Origin of the sequence: Ruminococcus sp. RTP21358st1_G6_RTP21358_211008, assembly GCF_040908885.1 — a bacterium.
Taxonomy (GTDB): domain Bacteria; phylum Bacillota; class Clostridia; order Lachnospirales; family Lachnospiraceae; genus Blautia_A; species Blautia_A faecis.
In genome coordinates, this window is sequence record NZ_JBDGDM010000009.1 from 76,241 (window position 1) to 96,396 (window position 20,156).

At 45.2% G+C, this 20,156-nt stretch carries 15 protein-coding genes, 3 tRNA genes, 1 other RNA gene and 4 pseudogenes; 8 read left to right on the forward strand and 15 right to left on the reverse strand.

Translation table 11 applies throughout. The features are described from left to right. Nucleotides 1-3 precede the first annotated feature (3 nt). Together AB5Z12_RS05285 and AB5Z12_RS05290 are read left to right on the forward strand one after the other, a co-directional pair. A tRNA-Glu gene (locus tag AB5Z12_RS05285) sits at nucleotides 4-75 on the forward strand. A 48-nt stretch (nucleotides 76-123) separates the two neighbouring features. Further along, nucleotides 124-195: transfer RNA gene (locus tag AB5Z12_RS05290), tRNA-Glu, on the forward strand. 281 nt (nucleotides 196-476) lie between these two features. Here AB5Z12_RS05290 and AB5Z12_RS05295 read toward each other — a convergent pair. Both AB5Z12_RS05295 and AB5Z12_RS05300 read right to left on the reverse strand, forming a co-directional pair. Further along, the gene (locus tag AB5Z12_RS05295; RefSeq protein WP_173716348.1) at nucleotides 477-2,636 is read right to left on the reverse strand and encodes an RNA degradosome polyphosphate kinase; all 2,160 of its coding nucleotides are present in this window, start codon (nucleotides 2,634-2,636) and stop codon (nucleotides 477-479) included. 11 nt (nucleotides 2,637-2,647) lie between these two features. After that, nucleotides 2,648-4,240, reverse strand: a complete 1,593-nt coding sequence (locus tag AB5Z12_RS05300) for an exopolyphosphatase (protein WP_368368576.1) — start codon at nucleotides 4,238-4,240, stop codon at nucleotides 2,648-2,650. Between the two features lie 18 nt (nucleotides 4,241-4,258). Here AB5Z12_RS05300 and AB5Z12_RS05305 point away from each other — a divergent pair. Beyond that, nucleotides 4,259-4,330: pseudogene (locus AB5Z12_RS05305) on the forward strand (hypothetical protein); the annotation flags it as partial. Here AB5Z12_RS05305 and AB5Z12_RS05310 read toward each other — a convergent pair. The 3 genes and pseudogenes from AB5Z12_RS05310 to AB5Z12_RS05320 form a co-directional block, all read right to left on the reverse strand. Beyond that, nucleotides 4,301-4,363: pseudogene (locus tag AB5Z12_RS05310) on the reverse strand (DUF6783 domain-containing protein); the annotation flags it as partial. The pseudogenes AB5Z12_RS05305 and AB5Z12_RS05310 sit on opposite strands and share 30 nt — an antisense overlap. 31 nt (nucleotides 4,364-4,394) lie before the next feature. Beyond that, nucleotides 4,395-5,705, reverse strand: a complete 1,311-nt coding sequence (locus tag AB5Z12_RS05315; RefSeq protein WP_368356962.1) for an ATP-binding protein — start codon at nucleotides 5,703-5,705, stop codon at nucleotides 4,395-4,397. Between the two features lie 115 nt (nucleotides 5,706-5,820). After that, nucleotides 5,821-6,027 (reverse strand): annotated as a pseudogene (locus AB5Z12_RS05320) (DUF6783 domain-containing protein); the annotation flags it as partial. Here AB5Z12_RS05320 and AB5Z12_RS05325 point away from each other — a divergent pair. Beyond that, nucleotides 6,004-6,054, forward strand: a pseudogene (locus tag AB5Z12_RS05325) (DUF6783 domain-containing protein); the annotation flags it as partial. The pseudogenes AB5Z12_RS05320 and AB5Z12_RS05325 sit on opposite strands and share 24 nt — an antisense overlap. 40 nt (nucleotides 6,055-6,094) lie before the next feature. Here the strand turns inward: AB5Z12_RS05325 and pheA are convergent. Both pheA and AB5Z12_RS05335 read right to left on the reverse strand, forming a co-directional pair. Continuing rightward, nucleotides 6,095-7,225 carry a prephenate dehydratase gene (pheA, locus tag AB5Z12_RS05330; protein ID WP_368356961.1) on the reverse strand — a complete coding sequence of 377 codons (1,131 nt, stop codon included), beginning with the start codon at nucleotides 7,223-7,225 and terminating at the stop codon, nucleotides 6,095-6,097. 129 nt (nucleotides 7,226-7,354) lie between these two features. Next, the gene (locus tag AB5Z12_RS05335; protein ID WP_368356960.1) at nucleotides 7,355-8,647 is read right to left on the reverse strand and encodes a folylpolyglutamate synthase/dihydrofolate synthase family protein; all 1,293 of its coding nucleotides are present in this window, start codon (nucleotides 8,645-8,647) and stop codon (nucleotides 7,355-7,357) included. Between the two features lie 114 nt (nucleotides 8,648-8,761). On the opposite strand from AB5Z12_RS05335, the gene AB5Z12_RS05340 reads away from it, so the two are divergent. The 3 genes from AB5Z12_RS05340 (at nucleotide 8,762) to AB5Z12_RS05350 (ending at nucleotide 10,639) form a co-directional block, all read left to right on the forward strand. Then, on the forward strand, nucleotides 8,762-9,151 hold the full coding sequence (locus tag AB5Z12_RS05340; RefSeq protein ID WP_118578700.1) for a hypothetical protein: 390 nt from the start codon (nucleotides 8,762-8,764) through the stop codon (nucleotides 9,149-9,151). Nucleotides 9,152-9,284: 133 nt separating this feature from the next. Continuing rightward, nucleotides 9,285-10,208, forward strand: a complete 924-nt coding sequence (pyrB, locus tag AB5Z12_RS05345) for an aspartate carbamoyltransferase (protein WP_368356959.1) — start codon at nucleotides 9,285-9,287, stop codon at nucleotides 10,206-10,208. Further along, the gene (locus AB5Z12_RS05350) at nucleotides 10,202-10,639 is read left to right on the forward strand and encodes an aspartate carbamoyltransferase regulatory subunit (RefSeq protein WP_118578704.1); all 438 of its coding nucleotides are present in this window, start codon (nucleotides 10,202-10,204) and stop codon (nucleotides 10,637-10,639) included. Before pyrB ends, AB5Z12_RS05350 begins: the two co-directional genes overlap by 7 nt. A gap of 263 nt (nucleotides 10,640-10,902) precedes the next feature. Here AB5Z12_RS05350 and rnpB read toward each other — a convergent pair. The 8 genes from rnpB to AB5Z12_RS05390 all read right to left on the reverse strand — a co-directional run bounded on the left by rnpB (nucleotide 10,903) and on the right by AB5Z12_RS05390 (nucleotide 19,784). Next, nucleotides 10,903-11,254, reverse strand: an RNA gene (rnpB, locus tag AB5Z12_RS05355) — RNase P RNA component class A. A gap of 117 nt (nucleotides 11,255-11,371) precedes the next feature. Then, complete coding sequence (locus tag AB5Z12_RS05360) at nucleotides 11,372-12,277, reverse strand: type IV pilin protein (protein ID WP_368356958.1); 906 nt, start codon at nucleotides 12,275-12,277, stop codon at nucleotides 11,372-11,374. A gap of 38 nt (nucleotides 12,278-12,315) precedes the next feature. Next, nucleotides 12,316-13,980 carry a nucleoside kinase gene (locus tag AB5Z12_RS05365; RefSeq protein WP_368356957.1) on the reverse strand — a complete coding sequence of 555 codons (1,665 nt, stop codon included), beginning with the start codon at nucleotides 13,978-13,980 and terminating at the stop codon, nucleotides 12,316-12,318. 141 nt (nucleotides 13,981-14,121) lie between these two features. Continuing rightward, nucleotides 14,122-14,904: a Nif3-like dinuclear metal center hexameric protein gene (locus tag AB5Z12_RS05370; RefSeq protein ID WP_226815547.1), complete on the reverse strand. Its 783-nt coding sequence runs from the start codon at nucleotides 14,902-14,904 to the stop codon at nucleotides 14,122-14,124. Next, entirely contained in the window at nucleotides 14,894-15,703 is an 810-nt protein-coding gene (locus tag AB5Z12_RS05375) for a class I SAM-dependent methyltransferase (RefSeq protein WP_173716357.1), read from the reverse strand. Before AB5Z12_RS05375 ends, AB5Z12_RS05370 begins: the two co-directional genes overlap by 11 nt. Before the next feature lie 10 nt (nucleotides 15,704-15,713). Then, nucleotides 15,714-16,841 (reverse strand): RNA polymerase sigma factor RpoD, encoded by a 1,128-nt coding sequence (gene rpoD, locus AB5Z12_RS05380; RefSeq protein ID WP_118578714.1) that lies wholly within the window; start codon nucleotides 16,839-16,841, stop codon nucleotides 15,714-15,716. 38 nt (nucleotides 16,842-16,879) lie between these two features. Next, the gene (gene dnaG / locus AB5Z12_RS05385) at nucleotides 16,880-18,673 is read right to left on the reverse strand and encodes a DNA primase (RefSeq protein ID WP_148462390.1); all 1,794 of its coding nucleotides are present in this window, start codon (nucleotides 18,671-18,673) and stop codon (nucleotides 16,880-16,882) included. A 100-nt stretch (nucleotides 18,674-18,773) separates the two neighbouring features. Further along, complete coding sequence (locus tag AB5Z12_RS05390) at nucleotides 18,774-19,784, reverse strand: deoxyguanosinetriphosphate triphosphohydrolase (protein WP_148462392.1); 1,011 nt, start codon at nucleotides 19,782-19,784, stop codon at nucleotides 18,774-18,776. Between the two features lie 211 nt (nucleotides 19,785-19,995). Between AB5Z12_RS05390 and AB5Z12_RS05395 the strand changes: the two genes are divergently transcribed. Then, nucleotides 19,996-20,080, forward strand: a tRNA-Leu gene (locus AB5Z12_RS05395). The last annotated feature ends 76 nt before the right edge of the window (nucleotides 20,081-20,156 follow it).

Below are 20,156 nucleotides of genomic sequence, written 5' to 3' on the forward strand. Positions count from 1 at the left end.
CATGGCCAGTTGGTCAAGGGGTTAAGACGTCGCCCTCTCACGGCGAAAACACGAGTTCGATTCTCGTACTGGCTGCTCTATTTTCTACAAATTGAATATATATGTTAAGCATACCGCTTACATGGCCAGTTGGTCAAGGGGTTAAGACGTCGCCCTCTCACGGCGAAAACACGAGTTCGATTCTCGTACTGGCTGCTAGAAACTTCCGAAGTGATTCGGAAGTTTTTTTGTTGTCTGAATATATTTCTGCCGCCTGGGTTATGCCTTCTTTTTTTATGCAAAAAGACGCCGCAAAGCGACTTTTTTCGTCAACCTTGCGGCATCTGGATTCAGACCTTAGAAGTCAGAATCTTAATTTTTTTACTGAAAATCTTCGAAAGCAAGTGCATCGGCGTCAGCTTCTGCATTTTTCCATATTGCAATCTCACATCACAATACAGCGGCTTTCCTTATTTTTCCTAATTCACTTCAACTTCTTATTCTTCCACATCCTCCGCCGGTTCTGCCGGGATGAAGACTCTGGAATTTTCATGTTTTTCTTTTTTCTTTAACGCTTCTGCTTTCTCAGTGGCCTCCCTGCAGAATTCCATCTGGGAATTGATCAGAAGCTTGCCTCTCTTGTCCTGCTTCTCGTAAGTTCCATCAGGCTGAAGAATATGGGCTTTTACATTATCACGGAACTCCAGATCCAGAACATGCTTGATCTCATTCTTGATCTGCTCGTCCTCGACCGGGAAAACAATCTCCACACGGCGGTCTAGGTTACGTGGCATCCAGTCCGCACTTCCCATATAAATCTCGTCACTGCCATTATTGTGGAAATAGAAGATACGGCTGTGCTCCAGGAAGTTTCCTACGATAGAACGCACATGGATATTCTCGCTCACACCCGGGATTCCCACTCTCAGACAGCAGATGCCTCGGATCAGCAGGTAAATCTGCACGCCACAGGAAGATGCATGATAAAGAGCTGCAATGATCTTCGGATCACAAAGAGAGTTCATCTTCGCTACGATCATAGCCGGCATTCCTTTCTTCGCGTGCTCTGCCTCTCTCTCGATCAGCTTCAGGAAACGATCCTTCATCCAGATTGGTGCCACGATCAGACGATTCCAGTTCTTCGGCTCAGAATATCCGGAAAGCATGTTAAACACTGCAGTTGCATCCTCGCCGAAGCGCTCATCACAGGTAAAAATGCCGCAGTCCGTATAAAGCTTTGCAGTAGAGTCGTTATAGTTACCAGTTGCCAGATGGACATAACGGCGGATTCCGGTGTCCTCACGGCGAACCACCAAAGTAATCTTACTGTGTGTTTTCAGGCCAACCAGACCATAAATAACATGACAGCCTGCTTTTTCCAGCATTTTTGCCCACACAATATTGTGTTCCTCATCAAAACGTGCCTTCAGCTCTACCAGAACCGAAACCTGTTTGCCATTCTCCGCTGCCTGGGCAAGTGCTGCAATGATCGGGGAATTTCCACTGACACGGTACAACGTCTGCTTAATCGCAAGTACATCCGGATCCTTTGCCGCCTGGCGTACAAAATTTACAACCGGGTCAAAGCTCATGTATGGATGGTGTAAGAACACATCACCCTCACGGATCACCTGGAAAATATCCTTACTGGTATCTGCAAATGCAGGCACTACAGCAGGGGTATATTTCGGCTCTTTGTACTGATCAAAGCCATCCTGTCCATAAACCTTCATCAGCATGGTAAGGTCCAGTGGTCCGTTAATATAGAAAATATCCTCTTCTTTAATGTCAAATTCCTTTTTCAGAATGCCAAGAAGTCTGGAGTCCGTTTTATCCTCCACTTCCAGGCGGATTACCTCACCCCACTGGCGCTTCTTCAGCTGCTTCTGGATTTCCACCAGAAGATCCTCCGCCCCATCCTCATCTATGGAAAGATCCGCATTTCTCATAATACGGTAAGGATGTGCACAAACCACATCATATCCAAGGAAAAGCTTGTCAATATTGCGCTCGATAATCTCCTCCAGAAGGATTACGGTAGTGTCCTCTTTATTCCCGGATGGAACGACAACCACACGAGGCAGTACAGAAGGCACCTGGACAGTGGCAAATACCAGTACATCCTTGCCCTTTTTCTTATCCTTCTTGGAGATCAAGGCGCCAATATTCAATGTCTTATTTCGAATCAATGGGAAAGGTCTGGAAGAATCCATTGCCATAGGGGTAAGAACCGGATAAACATTATCCTCGAAATAACGGTCCACATACTCCTGCTGTTCTTCGTTTAATTTCTCGTGCTCCATCACCAGATGAAGCCCCACCTTCTCAAGTGCCGGAAGAAGGGAACGGTTCAGAGTGCTGTACTGGGAGCGAACCAGCTCATGTGTCTGAACGCTGATCTCCTTCAGCTGCTCTCTTGGTCCCATTCCTGCAATATCTGTTTTCTCATAACCAGCATGAACCTGGTCTTTCAGGGAAGCCACACGAACCATGTAAAACTCATCCAGATTGGAAGATACAATGCTGGTAAATTTCAGTCTTTCAAACAATGGCAGACTTTTATCTCTTGCTTCTGAGAGAACACGGTCGTCAAACTTCAGCCAGCTCAACTCCCTGTTCACAAAATACTCCGGTTTTTCAAAATTTTTCAGATCCATTGTGCCCCTCCTCACACTTTTCTCTTACGTCTGAATACCAGACGGATACCAAATACCTCTTCAAAAAATTCAACTTTATCCATAAGAAGTCCAAGCTCCAGGGAGATATCCTGCTCAGAATCAACTGTAAGAAGCAGAGTTCTGTCCTTCAGCATAGCCTTCATATTCTTTACCTTCTGATAATGGCTGCGATCCATAGCATTTGCAATACGAAGGATTGCAGTCAGCTTGGCGATCAGAAGATATACGGAACGATCCATTCCGACCTCTCCTGCGATCTCGCTGTAATAAACAAATTCTGCGGTATTGTAGCGCACCGCATTTGCTATGATCTGACGTTCTTCTGTGGAAAGTCCAATGATCTCCGTAGCCATAATGATCTGATAGGAGCACTCTGCCACATCTCCCATACTGATATATTTGCCACAGTCATGAAGCTGCACTGCGATCTGAAGAAGCAGGCGCTCTCTGTCTCCCATTCCGTGCACTTTCTTCATGCTGTCAAAAATCGCCAGGGCAAGGTCGGTAGTGCCCTTAATATGATCCTTTCCAGTAGAATAACGTTTGGCAATGTTTCTGGCTGCCACCAGAATATCATTTTCAAAATTGTGTGCACTCTTAATAAAATTCTTCTTTTCCCCGAAATCATAGGCAATACCATCAAGAAGAGATACACCTGGCATCCAAAGCGCTTCTGCATTGAAAAGATCCATAAAATCTTTACAGATAACCATAGTTGGCACAATCAAAGCGGCATACTCCGGATCAATATCCATTTCCTCTGACAGTGAAGTCTCGGTCTTATAAACCGTATTCTCATACCGCTTCTCGAACTCAGCCCGTGTAATAATGTTGTCCTGTCTCTCCTCACGGAAAATAGTCTCAGTAAGAAAATCCCCCATAAGGATCAAATTCTTTATCTCTCGGTCTTTCAGATAAAGACGCTTAAACCCGGTCAGGTCATTACGGATAAACTCCTCCACCAGCTGTGCATAATTCGTATTGGTTTTCTCCAGCTCTTTCAGTCGCTGACGGATACGCACGCTTCCCATTTTCAGGCTCTGGGTGGTTACAAGCGCATCTTTGTCAAACAGGGAAATCTGCAGGTTTCCACCACCCACATCCAGAATAGCGGTTCCTTTCTGGATCATTTTCTTAAAACCATTCTCAATGGCCGCAATAGATTTATAGCCCAGAAAATGCTGCTCGGCATTGCTTAAAACCTCCACATGAATTCCGGTTCTTCTGAAAATCTGTTCAATGATAATCAGCGGATTCTTCATCTCACGGAAAACACTTGTGGTACAGGCGCGGTATTCTTTCACACCGTACTCTGCCATGATCCTCTTAAAGTCGTTAAGTACTTCACAAATAGTATCTACCTTATCCACTTCCATGGTTCCGCCGGAATATACCCCTACTCCAAGATTCAGACGATACCGGATATCGTCTACAGTCCGGAAACCACCCTTTTTGGAAAATTCAAAAATTTTCATGGTGATCTCATAGGAACTGATATCAATTGCCGCAAATGTGGTCACTGCCATACGTTTTTCCCTCCTGCCAAGGATTATTTCTTCTATCTGTGCCTGTAAGTCAGACACAAGCAAAAGCTTTTTCTATTGTACTGCCCGCTTTCGCCAAAACCTAGAGCCTGTTTAAAAAATCATTCCCGCAATCTGCACGCCCCACTTTGCGGTAGATTTCACCCGAATTCGGTTGCACAGGTATAAATTTCAGATAATCTCTGGTATTCTTTTACTGTTCCTCACTTGTTCCCAGAACATGATCAATAAACTGCTGCGCCGTTCTTCCAGTGAGACCGCCGTGAGAAAGCTCCCAGGCGTTTGCCTTCATCAGAAGCTCCTCTGCAGGCATTGTAACACCATAGCGCTCTGCAAGTGTAGTAACAATATTCTGGAATTCCTTCTTATTCGGTGCACCAAAATAAATACGCACGCCAAAACGGTAAACCAGAGAAAGCTTCTCCTGCACAGTATCGGAGGAATGCAGATCTTCATCGTCTGCCACCTCCAGCTTATCCCCGGATTTCTCCCGAACAAGATGACGTCTGTTGCTGGTTGCATAGATCAGGATGTTGTCCGGCTTTTTCTCAAGGCCGCCCTCGATCACTGCTTTCAGATATTTATATTCGATTTCAAATTCCTCAAAGGAAAGATCATCCATATAAAGAATAAATTTGTAATTACGGTTTTTGATCTGTGCGATCACATCATTCAGATCCTGGAATTGGTGCTTGTACACCTCGATAATACGAAGTCCTTCGTCATAATAACGGTTCAAGATACCTTTGATACTGGAAGATTTACCAGTTCCTGCATCACCAAAAAGCAGGCAGTTGTTGGCCTTTCTTCCTCTTACAAAAGCCTCCGTGTTCTCGATCAGTTTCTGCTTGGGGATTTCATATCCAACCAGATCATCCAGATTCACATGGGCGATTCTGGTAATCGGTGTGATCACCGGCTTGCCATCCTTGCCATGCTCAATACGAAATGCCTTGTTCAATCCCAGCTTACCTACGCCGAAATCTTTGTAGAACTGCACCATATCTGCCATAAACTCTTCCACTGTAGAAGCCTCTGCCAGTGTTTTGCTCATATCACAGATTCTGTCGCAGATACGCTGGTTGTATACCTTGCTGTTACATCCTGTATTCACATAATCACAGAGAAAATCAGCACAGTCTGTTCCAAACGCACTGTCAAAAACAGCAAGATCAAAGTCATAAAGTTCTTTGAAAATCCCAAAATCATGAAGAGCCAGATGGTTAATGCTTCCCTCCACTACCCCTCTGATCTCGGAAGCGGTACTGAATGCATTCTCGTGATTGACAAGAAGCTGTGTCAGATAAGTGTGCCACAGATTCCCGGAAAACCCATACATTCCTGCCATTTCCACCAGGCTTCCTGCCATATGGAAAAATTCCTCTTTCCGATTCTCAAAGCCTTCTTCACCAGCCTCATAGCTGTTCATCAGTGATGTCATTGTGTCCAGTACCTCACCGTTGTCGAAATTGCGGTAAAGGATACATTCTTCTGTTCTTGCCATTTTTGTTTCCTCTCAATTCCATAGCGCATTTACGCGCCTCTTCTCCTTTTTGCCGCCCGCACAATTCATGGCAGCACACTTTCGGATATACAAGCTCACGCATTTGCACCGTTTTTCATTCTACTTTTCTTATATTAAAAACAGATAAAATCTTCTTAAATTCTTTGGTTAATTTTAACAATAAATGAAATTGCTGCCACTCTCTGCCTTCGCAGCTATAACCGGCTCTAGAGCGTGTTTGAAAAATCATTCCCGCAATCTGCACGCCCCACTTTGCGGTATATTTTGCCCGAATTCAGTTGCCGTAGCCCGCTACGGCGCCTTCATCCGGACAAAATCTCCCACAAATTGTGACGCACATCTTGCAGAAAGCCTTTTTCAAACACACTCTAATAATTGCCCAGAATTTTCAAATAGCTGGTCTCTGCTTCCATGCCCCGCAGTGCATTCTTTACCGCGCTGTCCCGCAGGTTTCCCTCGAAGTCCACGAAGAAACGGTATTCCCAGGTTTTTCCCGGAATAGGCCGGGACTCGATCTTGGTCATATTCAGACCATTATAGATCATATGGGAAAGTACATTGTAAAGAGTTCCGCTTGCATGATGTGCCTCGAAGCATACACTGATCCTGGAGCTGTTATTCTCATAAACCGGTTTCTTTGCCAGAATAATAAATCTAGTCACATTGCTGTCATTTTTGCAGATATTCTCTGCCAGAACCTTCAGATTGTAAATCTCTCCGGCAGCCCTGCTGGCAATCGCTGCGTGAGTCTTATCCTGATCTGCGCTGACCTTTTTGGCCGCTGCGGCGGTGTTGGTTACTGCTGTGGTTTTCCAATCTCTATGCTCTTCCAGATATTCCTTACACTGGGCGAGCCCCTGAGGATGGGAATATACCCCGGCAATATCGGAAAGCTCAGCCTCCTGCAGGCCAAGCAGTACATGCTCAACCTTCAGAATCTGCTCTCCCACGATAAACAGATTATATTCTGTCAAAAGGTCATAAATATCTGTCACAATCCCAGCTGTGGAATTTTCAATAGGAAGGACTGCGTAATCTGCTCTTCCTGCTGCAACTTCTTCCATGGCATCCCGGAACAGCTTCACATGATAGCTCTTAATGTCTTCCTGAAAGTAGGCGCGCATGGCTCCATAGCTGTAGGCGCCCTCTACCCCCTGGAAAACAACAGTCACATTATTTCTGGGAAGCTGCTCCACCATTTGGAAGTCTTCCTCTTCTTTCGGACCATATTCGGTGAGAAGCTGATACTGACGCTTTCTGCTGATGGCCATGATCTGCTGAAAAAGCTCCTGGGCTCCAAGTTCGTTAAACTCACCGTGCGCTTTTTTCCTGATCTCTTCCAGTTTGGTATGCTCTCTCTCCGGATCCAGCACTTTCTTTCCGGTATGGATCTTATACTCTGCAACCTCCTCGCAGACCTTCATCCGCTTCTCAAAAAGTTCCACCATCTGATTGTCAATTTCATCTATTTTTCGTCTGCATTCCTGCAAATCTGTCATATTGTTTTCTCTCCAGTTTTTGTATTTAATCATGCAAATTCAGCTGCTGCACACTTCAATTTCCACAATGTACTGCCATTACTGTTCACTCCGTGACCAGTAACACGCTGCCTTTTCAGTACCTGACACTTATCCGACATATTCTTCCACCGCATTTGTAAGCGCTCCAATAAAGGAAAGTGAACCAAATGCCAGAATCACACTGTTCTCGTCATCTCCTGCACAGGAAAATGCCTTTTCTACAGCATCTTTTATACTTTTTGTACTCTCGGCACTGGAATTATATACCCTTGCCGCCTTCGCCAGTTCCTCTGCCGGCAGTGCACGGGGATTATCCGGTGTCTCTATGGTATAGATTTTTTCTGCAAAATGGGCTGTTTTTTCAAGGACAATCTTATATTCCTTGTCTGCAAAAACACCCATAATGTAGATCAGTTTTTTCCCATTAAAATAGTGCCGGACAGATTCTGCCATCTTGTCAGCTGCTCCGGCATTGTGAGCGCCGTCTACAATAAAAAGAGGCTTTTTATTGATAACCGTAAATCTTCCCTTCCAGCTTGTGTGGAGAAGACCTTCCTTCCGCTGTTCCATGGTAGTAGTCCAGCCAAGTCTGTCCAGTTCTTCAAGGGCGTTTAATGCCAGCACTGCATTTTCTTTCTGGTAAACACCGGCAAGGGAAATTGCAAATTCCTCTCCTTTATAAGAAAAGGTCTGACCGAATACGCTCTCTTTTTCCAAAACAGCCTCATCAGGGTCAGATACTACACAGGGTACATGAAGCTTGTTGCAGGTATCTGCAATCACCTGTGCCGCTTCCGGCTTCTGCTTTGTGGTCACAACCCGGCAGCCAGGTTTGATAATTCCCGCCTTCTTCTCTGCGATTTCTCCAAGGGTATTTCCAAGAAATGACATATGATCCATGCTGATAGAAACCAGCACAGCCAGTTTGGTATTCTTCACAATATTGGTGGCATCCAGATTACCGCCCATTCCGGTCTCCAGAAGGACCAGATCACAATTTTCTTCCTTAAAATATAAAAACGCTGCTGCGGTCTCAATCTCAAAAGGGGTGGGATGATTCATGCCAACCGCTGTCATCTGATCAATTGACCTGGAAATTTCTGTCACATACTTTGCAAAATCTTCCTGTGAGATCTTCTCACCGGCAATCTCAAGACGTTCTCTGTAAGAATAAAGAGTTGGAGATATGTATCTGCCCACTTTATAGCCTGCCCGGGTAAGAGTGGTGTATAAATAAGCAATCACGGAACCCTTTCCATTGGTTCCGGCTACGTGAACATAAGGGACTGCATCCTGTGGATTTCCAAGCCTGTCCAGCATTTCACGCATATTATCAAGTCCCAGCACAGAACCGTATTTCGCCGAATCATCGATGTATGCACGGCATTCCTGATAGTTCATAATAAAAGCTCCTCGTTTATCAAATATCTTTTTCTCTCCATTATAACCTTGCAGCATAAATTTAGCAAGAATGGGAATGTTATTTTTATCATTTTACCCAAGGAGACCAAGCATATGAAAAAATACCCTTTTCTCTTCTGTGGTTTTACTGGCCTGTGTCTGGAGATTCTCTGGACCGGGCTCCATTCCCTGCTCCGGGGAGATGCTTCCATGAAAGGCACTACCTCTCTTCTTATGTTCCCCATTTATGGCTGTGCATCCCTGATTCTGCCTGTATACAAAAAACTGAAAAGCCTTCCGGCACTTCTGCGCGGCTCCCTTTATACTGCCGGATTTTACCTGGCAGAATTTACCAGCGGTTCTATCCTGCAGGCTTTTCACATGTGCCCCTGGGACTATTCTGGAGTGCCCCATCAGTACAAAGGAATCATCCGTCTGGACTATCTCCCGGTCTGGTTTCTCACTGGATTGTTTTTCGAAAAAATACTTACAAAATCTTCTTGAAAAATCATTCCAAGTAGTATATGATAGGTCGAAGAGATTTTGCGTTACCACTCACAGAAGATCCTTTTTGAAAGAGTTTTCGTGAACCGTAACACTCTACCCCAAAACCACACACTCATAACGGAGGTATATCATGAGACACTTAATGAGTCCGCTGGACCTTAGTGTTCCGGAGCTTGAGAAGCTTCTGGATCTTGCCAGCGATATTGAGAAAAACCCCAAAAAATACGCACATACCTGTGACGACAAACGGCTTGCCACACTTTTCTATGAGCCAAGTACCCGTACCCGTCTCAGTTTTGAAGCTGCTATGATGAACCTTGGCGGTAAGGTTCTTGGTTTCTCATCTGCAGATTCCAGTTCCGCAGCGAAAGGGGAAACTGTTGCCGATACCATTCGTGTTGTTTCCTGCTATGCAGATATCTGTGCTATGCGTCATCCCAAAGAAGGTGCTCCACTGGTAGCTTCTATGGTTTCTAATATTCCTGTTATCAATGCCGGTGACGGTGGTCATCAGCATCCAACCCAGACTCTTACAGACTTACTTACCATCCGTTCCTTAAAGGGACGTCTTGACAACATTACCATCGGTCTGTGCGGAGATCTGAAATTCGGACGTACCGTTCACTCTCTGATCGAGGCGCTGGTTCGCTACAACAATGTTAAATTCGTACTGATTTCTCCGGAAGAGCTTCGTATTCCCAGCTATATCCGTGAAGACGTATTGAAAAAGAACAACATCGAGTTCATAGAAGTAGAACGTCTGGAGGATGCAATTCCGGAGCTTGACATTCTTTACATGACACGTGTTCAGAAAGAGCGTTTCTTCAATGAGGAAGACTATGTTCGTATGAAGGATTTCTACATACTGGACAAGCAGAAGCTTTCCCTTGCAAAGGATGACATGTACATTCTTCATCCGCTTCCACGTGTTAACGAAATTGCAGTCGAAGTAGACAATGATCCGAGAGCCGCATACTTTAAACAGGCCCAGTACGGTGTATATGTTCGTATGGCCCTGATTCTTACATTATTGGAGGTGGAACTGCCATGTTAAATGTTGGAGCACTTCGTGAAGGTTTCGTATTAGACCATATCAAAGCCGGCAAGGCTATGACTATTTATCATGACTTGAAGCTTGACAAGCTTGATTGTACTGTTGCGATCATCAAGAACGCAAAGAGTAATAAGATGGGCAAAAAGGACATCATCAAGGTTGAGTGCCCGATTGAAGATCTGGATCTGGATATCCTTGGTTTCATTGATCACAATATCACCGTAAATATTATTAAGGATGAGAAGATCGTTGAGAAAAAAGACCTTCGTCTTCCGAAGCAGGTTGTAAACGTGATCAGATGTAAAAATCCCCGCTGTATCACTTCCATCGAGCAGGGACTGGATCAGGTGTTTGTTCTGGCAGATGAGGAGAATGAGGTTTACAGATGTAAATATTGTGAGGAGAAATACTCCGGTCACAGAAATAAATAAGTCATCTCTGTAAATCATTGTTTTTAATAACAATATTGATATTTTATTGTGGAAGCTGAATACAGCTTCCACTTTTTTGTATAACAGAAATTCCGGTGAAATTTCCTGTCCATCTGGTCGCATCCTCGCGGAGCGTTTTTTGCTTTATCGGAACATTACGGAGTAATTTCCTATAAAGCAAAAAAACCTGGGAAAATCCAGCAGAACTGAACCTTCTCAGGTTAAATATCACATTATATGTATCATACAATCCGATTCTTAAATACGCAAGCAGACCGATAAGCCGGGTTATGTCGTTGAGTGATCATCTGTCTAGGCCTTCCGTTGCCGAAAGGCTCAAGCGACCTACCTGAAAGCACGACGGGCCGCCGTATCGCTTTCTGCTCGGTCTTGCTTCGAATGGAGTTTACATGTGCCCGGCCTGTTACCAGGACGGCGGTAGTCTCTTACACTGCCTTTCCACCCTTACCATGGCAAGCCATGGCGGTTTATTTCTGTTGCACTGGTCTGGGAGTCGCCTCCACCGGACGTTATCCGGCATCCTGCCCTGTGAAGCCCGGACTTTCCTCGTCTGAACCCTTTCGTCTGTCCAGCCGCGATCACCTGGTCTGCTTGCGCAAGTGCTATTTTAACATTATTGTGGTAAGATGTAAAGCACTATTTCTCATTTCTCCCTGTCGTATAACCTGTTAAGATTACGGTAAACGGAGTAAGCAGTAACCCGGTAAATAATTACTGGGGTAAGTCTTTATACCCTTCAAGTACCTTCTCATATGCAGCATAGGCTTCTGACAGAGAGTTATACACTTTACCATCCCCTGCTTTAATAACGCGTTCATACCCCCATTTATTAAAAAGGTGATCGGAGATTGCCACATATGTTACATTTCCTTTTTTTCTCTCTGCCGTTAGAGATTTCGAGACGTAATATTTTCCATCTCCTCTTTGAATCAATATTGGTATTTTCTTACCAACTCCCACCTTATTGGTATCAAATGAAGTCCAGAACAAATATCTTTCAGATGCTTTATCTGAATTTCCATTTCCCAGAAACGCCCATGTACCATTCTTCAATAGGCTTTGTTCGCCCAATACTTTTTCAATTTTCGGGACAAAAGTTGAAAACTCCGCTGCTTTCGAATCAATTTCAAAATCATTGTTTGAGCTTATTTTCTCATCCTTCAGACAGCCACTCTTCTCTAATACATCAAAGAAATCCTCACTCATGTCATAGCTATTTGACGCAGAAGTCCCATCCCCGCTCCACACAAATTTGGTTCCCATTTTCTGGTCAAACGAAACCTTACAGGTTCCACCTGCTCCTGGTTTTCCAATCCAGTTATCCGTATCGCCTTCTTTTACCGAATGGCTGATCCCCCCAATTGTAATTACATCCGCTGACTGCCAGTCATACTGTTTCTGTTTCAGATTGACAATAACCTCTTTATTATAGATTCCCATGTTTGCCTCAGTCAGCACTTCTGCATAAGCAGCGCGTACATTTGCAAGGTCTGCTGCTTCCCTGCTTTTTTCCAACTGACTTCCGAAAACAGGTATTGCAACAGCCACCAGCACCGCAATAATTGCAACCACGATCAAAAGCTCAGCCAATGTAAAGCCTTTGCGACTTATTTTCATAAAATACTCCTCAACTTCTTACAAGCACATCTGCATCATCAGGTGTTAAAACAGCTTCCCCCTATAAATTCTCTTAACAGGGAATTATTAGGCACTTCCTCGCTTGGCACAGCTACAAAATAATCAAAAAATTTCAGCAGCCTGTTTGCCTCCAGATATTCCGGCTCCTCTTTGGAAATTCCGAAGAGAAGAGGCTCTGCGTATACCTTCAGACAGGCCAGTTCATAGATCAGTGCCGAGTTAAACATAACATCCGCTTCTTCCTGGTATGGAAAAATATTCTTCTCTTCCCCTCTTCTTACAGATGGCCACCTTGCAATGGTATCCTTGGCAGAGGTTCCTCTGGTTCTTGCATCCCGGACGATTCTGCGGATCAGTCTGCCGTCTGTGGTAGGAATCCGATTGTGTTCATCAATATTCAGCTGGGTGAGGGCACTGATATAGATTTTGAACTTGCTCTCCTTCGGAAGCGCATAGCTTAATTTGTCATTCAGACCGTGAATTCCCTCAATAACAAGGATGTCTTCCTTCCCCAGCTGGAGAAAATCGCCTTTATATTCTCTCTGCCCGGTCTTGAAGTTGAACACCGGAAGCTCTATTCTCTCTCCATTAAGAAGTGCCAGCATATCTTTGTTGAACTGCTCCACATCAATGGCTTCCAGACACTCGTAATCCTTTTCCCCGAATTCATCCAGCGGGGTATGCTCTCTGTTTACAAAATAATTGTCAACAGCAATGGGATGTGGCTTCATTCCGTGCGCCGCCAGCTGAATGGACAGCCTGTGGGAAAAGGTAGTCTTGCCGGAGGAGGACGGACCAGCGATCATGACAAACTTCTTGTTTCCAGCCTCCACGATCTGCTCTGCAATTCTGGCAATTCCAGACTCCTGGATTGCCTCCTGCATGAGAAGGATCTTCTGTATCCCCTGGGAAACGATCTGGTCATTCAGCTCGCCTACTGTGGAGATTTCCAGCTTTCTGCCCCACTCTTCAGAATCCTTCTGCACCTGAAAGATCTTCTCCTGGGGCTGGAATTCCGGAAGCACATCCGGAGCCTTAGCCTCCGGCAGAATCAGCACAAAGCCTTCATCATACAGTTTCAGGTCAAAATATGGCACATAGCCGGTATCGTAAGCCATTGCCCCGTAAAAATAGTCCTCAAAATTCTCTATGCTGTAAATATTCACCCTGGAAACCCTGCGATAGCGGAACAGCTTCTCTTTATCATACATTCTGTGATGATGAAAAAGTGCAATTGCTTCATCCGTTCCTACACTTCGTTTCTTCACCAGGATTTTCTGCTCCACCAGCTCTGTCATCCGCTTCTTTACCTGGTCAAGAAATGCCTGATCCAGCTTCTGTTCTCCTTCCATGGTAAAGTAAAAACCGCTTCCTACAGAATAATGAAGCACCACTTTATCTACTTTTTCTTTGCCTGCAAGATCGTAAATTGCCTTTAAAAGCACCAGACATGCAGTTCGCTTATAGGTTTTATTTCCAATGCTGTCTTTTGTGGTGACCAGCCGGACTTCACCGTCCCGTTCCGCTTTTTTATGAAGCTCACAGATCTTGCCTCCTGCAATTACAAGAATAACAGGGACCGGACTGGTCTTTTCGTACTCTTTTACAACTTCTTTATAGGTAATTCCCATGGGAAACTCTCTGGTTTCCCCATTGATTGTAAGTTTCACTGCATGATCCATAAAATCTCCTTTTCTGATCCAAAAGACCAATTAGGCTAAACATAAATCACATTTTCCCAAACCAGACAATATTATTCTGACAACTCATTTTATCTCCGGGCTGGCGAACACCATCACGCCCATCCACACCAGGTCTTAACCTTATAATATCGTATACGGGCTTCTCACCTTTGCGCAGCTGACTGTAAGCTCCGGAAACGCTTTTGCCAGTCTTTCCTTCATATCTTCCATAAAAATATATTCCGTACCGTAATGACCTGCGTCAATGATTGCAAGCCCCTGGGCTACGGTGTCAATTCCGGTATGGTGGTCAATATCACCTGTCACATATACATCTGCCCCGGCAGCAAGCACATCCTGGATCATACTTTTACCAGAGCCGGTACATACGGCAGCCGTTTTCACAGTCTGTTCCAGATTTCCGTACACTTTCACATCTGAAAGCTTCAGGTTCTTTTTTACAAGAAGGGCGTACTCCTTTAATGTCATCTCACAAGGCAGATTTCCCACACGCCCAAAGCCAATGGGCTCTCCGTCTTTTTCCCCGGTGGCACAAAGTACCTTCGTATCTGACAGTTCCAGATATCCGGCACTTAAATCTGCCATTCCCAGAATATCATAGTTGGTGTGCATCGCATAATAAGATATTCCATGGCGCACCAGACTGATAATCTTCCGTCCTGTAAAGCTGTGATTATTGATCTTCTTAATACCGGAAAAGATCATAGGATGATGGGTAACGATCATGTCAGAACCAGCCCGGATAGCCTCGTCTAACACTGTTTCGGTAAGATCAAGGGCAAGAAAGACATGTTTTACCTCACTCTCGTCATCTCCTGTAAGAAGTCCCACATTATCCCAGTCTTCTGCAACTGCTGCCGGAAAATTTCCGCCCAGCCAGTCTGTCAGTTCTTTAACCTTCATATTCTGCCAGCGCAGCAGCGATCAGCTGCGCCTCCTCCTTTACTTCCAAAATGCGGGCAGTAACTGCCTCTGCCTTCGGTGCCGTTTCCAATTGGTCCAGAATCTGGGAGCGGATCCGGGATTCCCGCTGAAGATAATGGTAAAGCACCTGGTTCTTTTCCTGAAGAAGATATTTGCCAAAAGCTTCCTCCAAGGTGTAAGCAGCTGGATTTTCCGGCATTTCTGCCCATTCATCAGCATGTAGGTTCTCAGAAGAAGCAGCTTTCACAGACGTATTTTTGGGGAAAGAATCCACGTTAAGTTTCAAACTGCTGTGAACATTTTCCCCAGGCACCACCCGCATCATGGGATAAAATTTCCCATCCTCTTCCACCATTTTCTCTTCTGTGATCTCCCAGCCTTCAGACTGGATAAATCTGCGAAAATGGGGAATGTCGGACTGTGGCTGTAAAATCAGCTCAGAGAAAGAATTTCTCACAGACCTGCCATCTGTGAGAATCCTTTCCATAAGGGGACCGCCCATACCTGCGATCACAAGGGTGTCACCCTCTCCGGCTTTCAAGCCTTCAAGTCCGTCTGAGAGCCGGGTCTGTATGTATTCCTCCAGTCCATACTGCCGGATATGTTCCTGTGCCCTGGAAAGGGGTCCTTTTCGCACATCCATTGCAATGGCGGATGGAATTTTTTTCTGCTGTATCAGGTATACCGGCAGATATCCATGATCGCATCCCACATCTACCAGCCGGTTTCCTTCTGTCACCAGGTCTGCGATTGCAGACAGTCGTAAGGATAACTGCATAGCCCTCTCCTTAATCCAGGTAATCCTTCAGCTTGCGGCTGCGGCTTGGATGACGGAGCTTACGAAGAGCCTTTGCCTCAATCTGACGGATACGCTCTCTGGTAACATTGAACTCCTTGCCAACTTCCTCAAGCGTTCTTGCACGTCCATCATCAAGTCCGAAACGAAGGCGGAGAACCTTCTGTTCTCTCTCAGTAAGAGTGCCAAGAACCTCCACCAGCTGTTCCTTCAAAAGAGTAAATGCTGCTGCATCAGCCGGAACCGGAACATTGTCATCCTGGATGAAATCTCCAAGATGGCTGTCCTCTTCTTCACCAATAGGGGTCTCCAGAGAAACCGGCTCCTGGGAAATTTTCAGAATCTCACGCACACGGTCTACCGGCATGTCCATCTCTTCCGCGATTTCCTCCGGAGTAGGTTCACGTCCAAGCTCCTGGAGTAACTGTCTGGAAACGCGGATCAGCTTGTTGATCGTCTCAACCATATGAACCGGAATACGAATGGTACGCGCCTGGTCTGCAATGGCTCTTGTGATAGCCTGACGGATCCACCAGGTAGCATAGGTACTGAACTTGTAACCCTTTCGGTAATCAAATTTTTCGACAGCCTTGATAAGACCAAGGTTACCTTCCTGAATCAGATCCAGAAAAAGCATTCCACGTCCTACATAACGCTTTGCAATGCTGACAACAAGACGAAGGTTGGCTTCTGCCAGACGCTTCTTGGCATTTTCGTCGCCCTGTTCCATTTTCTTTGCAAGCTCGATTTCTTCTTCTGCTGAAAGAAGCGGAACTTTACCAATTTCTTTCAGATACATACGAACCGGATCCTCAATGCTCACACCTTCCGGAACAGAAAGATCGATCTTGTCCAGCTCTACTTCTTCCTCATCATCCAGACCATCAATATCCATGTCATCATCCAGCATAAGGTCATCTGCACTGTTCTCTGTGATACGCAGCACATCTACCCCACTTGCCTCAAGGAAATCGAAGATCTTGTCCATCTGTTCCGCATCCAGTGGCTGGTCTTTGAAATAATCACTGATTTCCTGATATTCCAGTACGTTTTTCTTCTTTTTTGCAAGCTCCAGAAGTCCCACCAGTTTCTCACTGAATTTGCCCATATTCATTTCCATAGGTACTCTAACCTCCATATAGTGTTAATATTTTATCCTTATTCAAAAGAAATATGCAATTGCTGCCTTTTTCTTCCAAGCTCCTCCAGATCCTTCTTGGCCTTTACAAGCTCCTGTAAAGCCCCCATATCTGCAGGATCCCAGTTTTTATTTTTCTCCGCCAGACTCTCCTGCTTAATGCGGATCAAAGCATCGGAAAATGCTCTCTGCTGTTCCTCCTTTGTCTCAAGGTGGATCGTGGCATTAAAGAGAGAGGCCACCTCTTTCTGCTCTTCACTATCTGTAAAAGCATTCAGAAGTCTGGCTGGATTCACATCTCCCTCTTCGTGCTGCTTCCAGAGCATTTCTGCCACCTCTTTGTAAAGAGGAACTACAAAATCTGAAGGGGAAAGATATTTCTCCACAGTGTCAAAGATTGCCGGATAGGTAACCAGCCAGGTAAGCATCAGCTTCTGGGATTTATCTGCCGCGCTCTCCTTTTTTCTCATCGGAGAGCCGCCGGATTTTGGCTGGATACGCTTCTCTGCAGGCGTACCCTTCAGAGCAAGGGTGTTTACACGCTTCCGAAGGTCTTCCACACTGATTCCATATCTGCGGTATTCTTTTACAATTGCTTCAATATACAGATTCCGCTCCAGTTCATCAGAAAGTTCCAGAAGATACTGGGCACACCGCTCAAAAAACCGGTTCTGTCCCTGTGGCTCATCCATAGGAAAATCACCGGAAGCAATACTTATCCGGAACATAAAGCTGTCCGTAGCTGCCTCCAGCCTTTTCTCAAAAGCCTCTGCGCCTTCTGCTTTGATAAATTCATCAGGATCCTTGTGAGGCCGTAAATTCACCACTCTGGAATTCACGCCGGCTTCCCGTAGAATGGGAATGGCTCGCAAGGCGGCTTTTACACCAGCTTCATCACTATCGTAAAGAAGAAGCACTTCCTGTGTATACCTCTTCACCAGACTGGCATGTCCGGATGTAAGCGCCGTTCCCAGAGAAGCCACTGCATTGGTAAATCCTGCCTGGTGCATGGAGATTACATCCATGTAGCCCTCGCACAGGATCAGGTAATTTTTCCTGGTGGTTCTGGCTATATTCAATCCGTACAGATTACGGCTCTTGTCAAAAATACGGGTCTCTGGCGAATTCAGGTACTTGGGCTTGCCGTCTCCCATCACTCGCCCGCCAAATCCAATCACCCTGTTATTGACATCCATGATTGGAAAAATAACACGATTCCAGAATTTGTCATACATGCCCTGGCGTTCATCCACATTGAAAAGGCCGGATTCCCGAAGAAGTTCATCACTGTAATTCTGGGATTTCAGATATTTATACAGGTCATCACTGTACTTGTCTGAATACCCCAGACCAAATTTCCTGATCGTCTCTTCGCTGAGACCTCTGCCTGTAAGATAATCGTGGGCATTTTTTCCACCTTCACGGCGCAGCTGGTAATAAAAATACTGAGCCGCTTTCTTATTGATCTCAAGCAAGGCTGCACGCTTCTCCGCTTTCGCCCTTGCCTCCTTGGAATATTCGATCTTGGGAAGTTCCACACCGGCACGCTCTGCCAGATGGGAAAGTGCTTCTCCAAATGAATAATTCTCATATTGCATTACAAAATTGTATACATTTCCTCCAGCTCCGCAGCCGAAGCAGTAATACATCTGCTTGGACGGCGTTACGGAAAAGGAAGGGGTCTTCTCATTATGAAAAGGACACAGACCAAAATAGGAGCTTCCTCTTCTGGTCAGTCTTACATACTGGGATATCACGTCTACAATATCATTTTTCATTCGCACTTCTTCAATGATATCGTCGGAATAGCGCATGCTTATCCTCCTTTGATTTGATATGCCGCATATCCAAGAAAATGCGACATCTTTCGCGTAAATAAATATTATATCTCATTGCAAGAGTTTTGTCCACGTTCTAATAAACCTCCCAGGCTCTTGGTATGAAAATCTCCTTGAATTTCTTCATGGAATACTGATCCGTCATTCCTGACAGCCAGTCACATACCGCCCGGTCTTTGGGAACTCCCTTTTTCTCAATAAGAGCAACGTACTCCCTGGACATTGCTTCCGGGTGATCTATGTAATAGGCGTATAATTCTGTCAGCATTTTGATTGCCTTGGATTCCTCACGCTTCGCAATGGGATTCAGATATACTTTCTGGAACATCTCTGATCGAAGATCCATGAGTGCCTGCTCTACAGGAGCAGACATCTGAATGGAAGGCTGGTCAATGCTGTGCTCAATCACATCATGTACAAAGGTATTCAGCCTTTCTCTTGTGGTCTGTCCAAGAAACTCCCTGAGACTGGCAGAAATATCATTCTCTGTAATGATCCCAGCTCTCTGGGCATCGTCCATATCATGATGAACATAGGCAATCTTATCCGAAAAGCGGACTACCTGTCCCTCCAAAGTGGACGGATGACCGCTGGTACGGTGATTCAGGATTCCGTCTCTTGTCTCCCAGGTAAGATTCAGTCCGTCACCGTTCTTCTCCAGTACTTCCACCACGCGGACGCTCTGACGGTAGTGGGCAAAGCCCTCAGGATGAACGGTATTAAGTGCGGTCTCTCCTGAATGTCCGAAAGGCGTATGACCAAGGTCGTGTCCCAGTGCAATCGCCTCCACAAGATCCTCATTCAGGCGAAGTGCCTTGGCTATAGTACGTGCGATCTGGGATACCTCCAGAGTGTGCGTCAGCCGGTTCCTGTAATGATCTCCTTCCGGAGCCAGAAAAACCTGAGTCTTATCCTTCATCCTGCGAAAAGCTTTGCTATGCAGGATCCTGTCCCGGTCTCTCTGGTAAACCGTCCGGACGTCACACTCTTCTTCCTCCCGGTCTCTTCCTCTGGAACGTCCACTGTATGCGGCATAAGGACTCAGCAGTTCCAGTTCTCTTTCTTCCATGCTCTCTCTGATATTCATATATCTTCTATCCTCCAAAGACTGACAGGTAAGCCGATAATCTTCCTCCTATTAATTATATTCTACACAAAATTTCAAATTCCTCTTTTTTTCAAAAAAAACTTGAAAATTTTTAATTTTTTTCAAAAAATGTGTTGACAATCATATACCCCTTTGTTATACTAATATCCGTCGCAGCGAGAAAGAAAACTTTCTCCGAAAAACGCGATATGCGGAAGTGTCGGAACTGGCAGACGAGCAAGACTAAGGATCTTGTGAGCATTGCGCTCGTGTGGGTTCAAGTCCCATCTTCCGCATGACTATTTAATAGTCACAATTTCATATTTTATCGCGCAGAGGTTTTTCCTCTATGAATGCGATATGCGGAAGTGT